Here is a 3705-nt window from a genome sequence, read left to right on the forward strand (position 1 = left end):
TGGGTAGCCGGAGAAGATCTCCGACACGCAGGCCCGTTTCGCAGCCAAGGATAAAGAGGATATAATCCCGTTCTGAACAATGGCGCTTAAGCGCCCATTTCATATCGTCTAGTTGCTGCTGATTCCGGATCGGCTGCACATCTTTTTCTGATTTCATCTTTTCTCGCCCTTTCTGACGACATTCAAAAATCGGGTCTTGAAACCCTTGGCGTTCAACGATTTGAATGTACGATTTTTTCTCTTTTTTTAGTATAAAGAGAGAAAGCGAAGAAAGTCAATGAAATCAAGGGTTTGAATGTATGATAATTAGACAAATCATACATTCAAATTCAATAAAAAAACCAAGAAGAGAGACATAATTAAACTAGAAATAAATTTTATTAACCTAGATAAATTCCTCTAAAACAAAATATTGTAAAAAAATTAATTAAATGGTAGTATTAGTTAAATATTTTTAACCGAGTAATTTTTTGATAAGGAGTCGGATGTTATGAAACAAATGTTAACCCTAACAGAGCACAGTCAGTTAAAAGCTCTTAGTGATCCGTTACGTGCCGAGATGATGATGCGTTTGCTAGAAAGACCTTATACAGGCCAACAGTTATCTGTTTACTTTAATTTATCTAGGGCAAAAGTTCATTATCATTTAAAGGAACTAGAAAAAAATCAACTGATTGCAATAGTCAAAAAAGAAGAAAAAAACGGTATCATACAAAAGTTTTACCAATCGGTGGCCAGAGGATTTACTCCTTCTGCAGAGTTACTTCCACACCTAGAAGATATTAATGAAACCTCTAGGCAATTCCTGCTGCAAATGGCAGAACGAACTAAAAGTGTTATTCTCTCTGCACCTGAAGATGCTTTTAAAATGAATAAGGCCAGTGAGGACCCTTCTGATTGGGATTACATAGGTTCCATGTGGCAATTTTCTGCAAAAGAAGAGCACTTCAAAGATTGGATAAAAAAGTATTTCGCTCTGATGCAGGAATTTAGCGAATTAACAAAACAAGACCTTCCAAATCATCCTGATAGCAAAATCTATTATATTTCCACAATGGCTTTTCAAATTGACGAGCCAATAATGGAGGAATTAAAAAGCAAAAAGGAAGAGAAGTAAGAAAGATACTTCTCTTTTTTTAGAATTATGTTAAAAAAAATTAACCGATTCAACTAAATTTAACTTAGGGGGATAAAGCATGAAATCTTTACTCACAAACAAAAACTTTATCTATTTGTTTTTAGGAAGAATAGTCACAAATATGGGAGATAGTATTTATTATGTTGCCTCCATGTGGCTTGTATTTGAACTGGGTAATAAAAGCACTTTTTACACGGGCCTTGTTGGTTTTTTGATTTTACTCCCCAAAGCCATGCAGTTTTTTGTAGGTCCGTTTGTCGATAGGTGGAGAATTAAAAAGACTTTAATCATTACACAAATTCTACAATCTATTCTCATCTTAATTATCCCTATATCCTATTTTTTTGATTTTCTTTCCGTTCAAATGATTTTAATTATTATGCCTTGTATTGCATTTATAGAAGAATTCGCTTACCCCACTCAAACAAAGGCTCTTCCTTTAATCCTTAATAAATCAGAACTAATAAAAGGGAATTCTCTATTTTCTTTTGCCTATCAAGGAGTAGATCTTGTATTTAATGCTGTTGCAGGAGTTTTGGTCGCATCTATAGGAGCAATTAGCTTGTACATAGTAGATTCCATAACCTTTGCTATAGCAGCTCTCTTTTTTAGTTTATTAAAAGTCCCCCAAGATACAGAACATAAATTTCTAGAAGAGAAAAATCTACAGTTAACAATAAGTAGTTATTTTAAAGAATTAAAAATGGGGTTTTTAATCGTTTTTAATTCGTTAATATGGGTATTTTTAATAGGCTCTTCATTGATTAATTTTTGTATTGGTATCACTATGGCTATACTACTTTCTTTTGCTGATACGTTAGGTGGAGTCGAAATATATGGACTATTATTAACGTCGTTATCCGCAGGTTCTTTAATTGGGGCTTTATTGGGTTCCACACTTGGGAAATATCGTGTTGGTATTCTTTCCATTGTGTGCTTTATACTTGGCTCGTGCAGTTGGACATTTGCAGCACTAGTTTCTTCACCTGTTTTTTCACCCTTATTCTTTGGGCTAGCATGGATTCCAATTGGGGCAATAAATGTACTATTTGCAGGGGTTTTGCAATCCATCATTCCAAATGAAATTTTAGGTCGAGTTAGCTCAGTGATACAAAGTTTAGGTGTAGTTTTTATGCCAATAGGATCTTTATTAGGAGGTTACTTAGCTACATTAGTTACTAGTAAAATTGTATTTTCTTTTACTGGTGTTGGATTTCTATGTATAGCTATTATTTGGTTAGTCCATCCAACATTACGGGCATTACCCAAGGTGAAAGAAATGAGTGCAAAGACTTTCAAACTTAATTTCGAAGTGATAAAGAGTAATGACAGAAAAATAGATTGAAAACAGAAAAATAAAAAGTGAAGGTGAACTATCCTTTACATAATAGTAACGAAAAAAGGATCTTTTGAAAGATCCTTTTTTCGTTTCCGATAAGCGCCGTTGTGTGAACACATAAAGATAAGGAGGCTGCCAAATGGTGGTCTTTTGAATGTATGATAATTACTATAATCATACATTCAAAACCAAATAAAAAAATACTTTTTTCAACTATCGGGGCAGATTGGTTTAAGTAGAGGTATAATTTTATAAAAGCTTACAGGTGGTGGGAAAATGACTTTAAAAGAGTTTATTGAGTTCCAAGAAGGTATAGCAATCGGGGAAGAATACTCATTTACATATCAAAAAGAAGAATATTGGATAAGCCAAAATCCAGGTGCGTGTTATCTTACGCGAGTCAGAGGTTCCTTTACTCAAGAGTTTGAAACTTCTGAGGCTCTTTTTAAGGATGGAACAATCGAAGGAAGACTTCTTTCGGAAATTTATATGGATATTGAATGGTAATATTAATCGTTAATATGTACTTGTTGAACTAATTGGCGGCCTTCTTAATGAATGTATGATTCTTACACTAATCATACATTCAGATTGAAGAAAAAATTAAATATATACAACATCTCAATATTATGAAATATTTAAATTTGAGAGGCAGGTTGGACAGAATTGATAAGAAACAAAATCTATGTTGCTCTTTTGGTATCATCTATAGTGGTCGTTATAATCGCACTCATCAGTTTAATAGATGATGGATTGGCAAGCATGTTTGAAGTATTTGCAATTTTTCCTATGTATGTCTTTACACTTGTTATTTTATTCGGTGTGCCACTTTCTTTTCTTATTGATTTCTTAACAAGAGATTTATCAAAGAATAAAAGCATTATTGAATTTTTTATCTATTTACTTTTCGGTTCACTTTTTGGCTTACTTTTTTTTGTTGTATTCCCGGAAATCGTACCTCTAACAGTCGTAACTGGCCTGATTGTATCGGGATTATTCTACAGTTGCGAATTAATTATTAAAAAGGGAGGAAAGCAAAAGCAAAATATTAAATATATTTCTTTTATATTGCTTATTTTGATTGTCACTCTAAATATCGTATCTTTCTCCAATTGGCTGCCTTTTTAATGTACGAGGCTCAACATAATCATCCATTCCACTATAAAAAGCCGACACGAGGCCAGCTTCCGAGATCAGATCTTATGTTAACTAAAAAAAAAGGCTGTCA

4 protein-coding genes and 1 pseudogene are annotated in these 3705 nt (G+C 33.3%); 4 read left to right on the forward strand and 1 reads right to left on the reverse strand.

The features are described from left to right. Window positions 1–157, reverse strand: a pseudogene (locus tag WYK_RS25490) (site-specific integrase); the annotation flags it as partial. Window positions 158–490: 333 nt separating this feature from the next. On the opposite strand from WYK_RS25490, the gene WYK_RS05820 reads away from it, so the two are divergent. The 4 genes from WYK_RS05820 (at window position 491) to WYK_RS05835 (ending at window position 3605) form a co-directional block, all read left to right on the forward strand. Further along, on the forward strand, window positions 491–1117 hold the full coding sequence (locus WYK_RS05820) for an ArsR/SmtB family transcription factor (protein WP_040373623.1): 627 nt from the start codon (window positions 491–493) through the stop codon (window positions 1115–1117). A gap of 79 nt (window positions 1118–1196) precedes the next feature. After that, window positions 1197–2483: an MFS transporter gene (locus WYK_RS05825; protein WP_040373624.1), complete on the forward strand. Its 1287-nt coding sequence runs from the start codon at window positions 1197–1199 to the stop codon at window positions 2481–2483. Between the two features lie 270 nt (window positions 2484–2753). Next, the gene (locus WYK_RS05830) at window positions 2754–2984 is read left to right on the forward strand and encodes a hypothetical protein (protein WP_040373625.1); all 231 of its coding nucleotides are present in this window, start codon (window positions 2754–2756) and stop codon (window positions 2982–2984) included. A gap of 159 nt (window positions 2985–3143) precedes the next feature. Then, a complete protein-coding gene (locus WYK_RS05835) occupies window positions 3144–3605 on the forward strand; it encodes a hypothetical protein (protein ID WP_152526416.1) in 462 nt (153 codons plus the stop codon). Window positions 3606–3705 lie beyond the last annotated feature (100 nt).

The organism is Peribacillus psychrosaccharolyticus ATCC 23296 (assembly GCF_000305495.1).
In the GTDB taxonomy this organism is placed as follows: Bacteria; Bacillota; Bacilli; order Bacillales; family DSM-1321; genus Peribacillus; species Peribacillus psychrosaccharolyticus.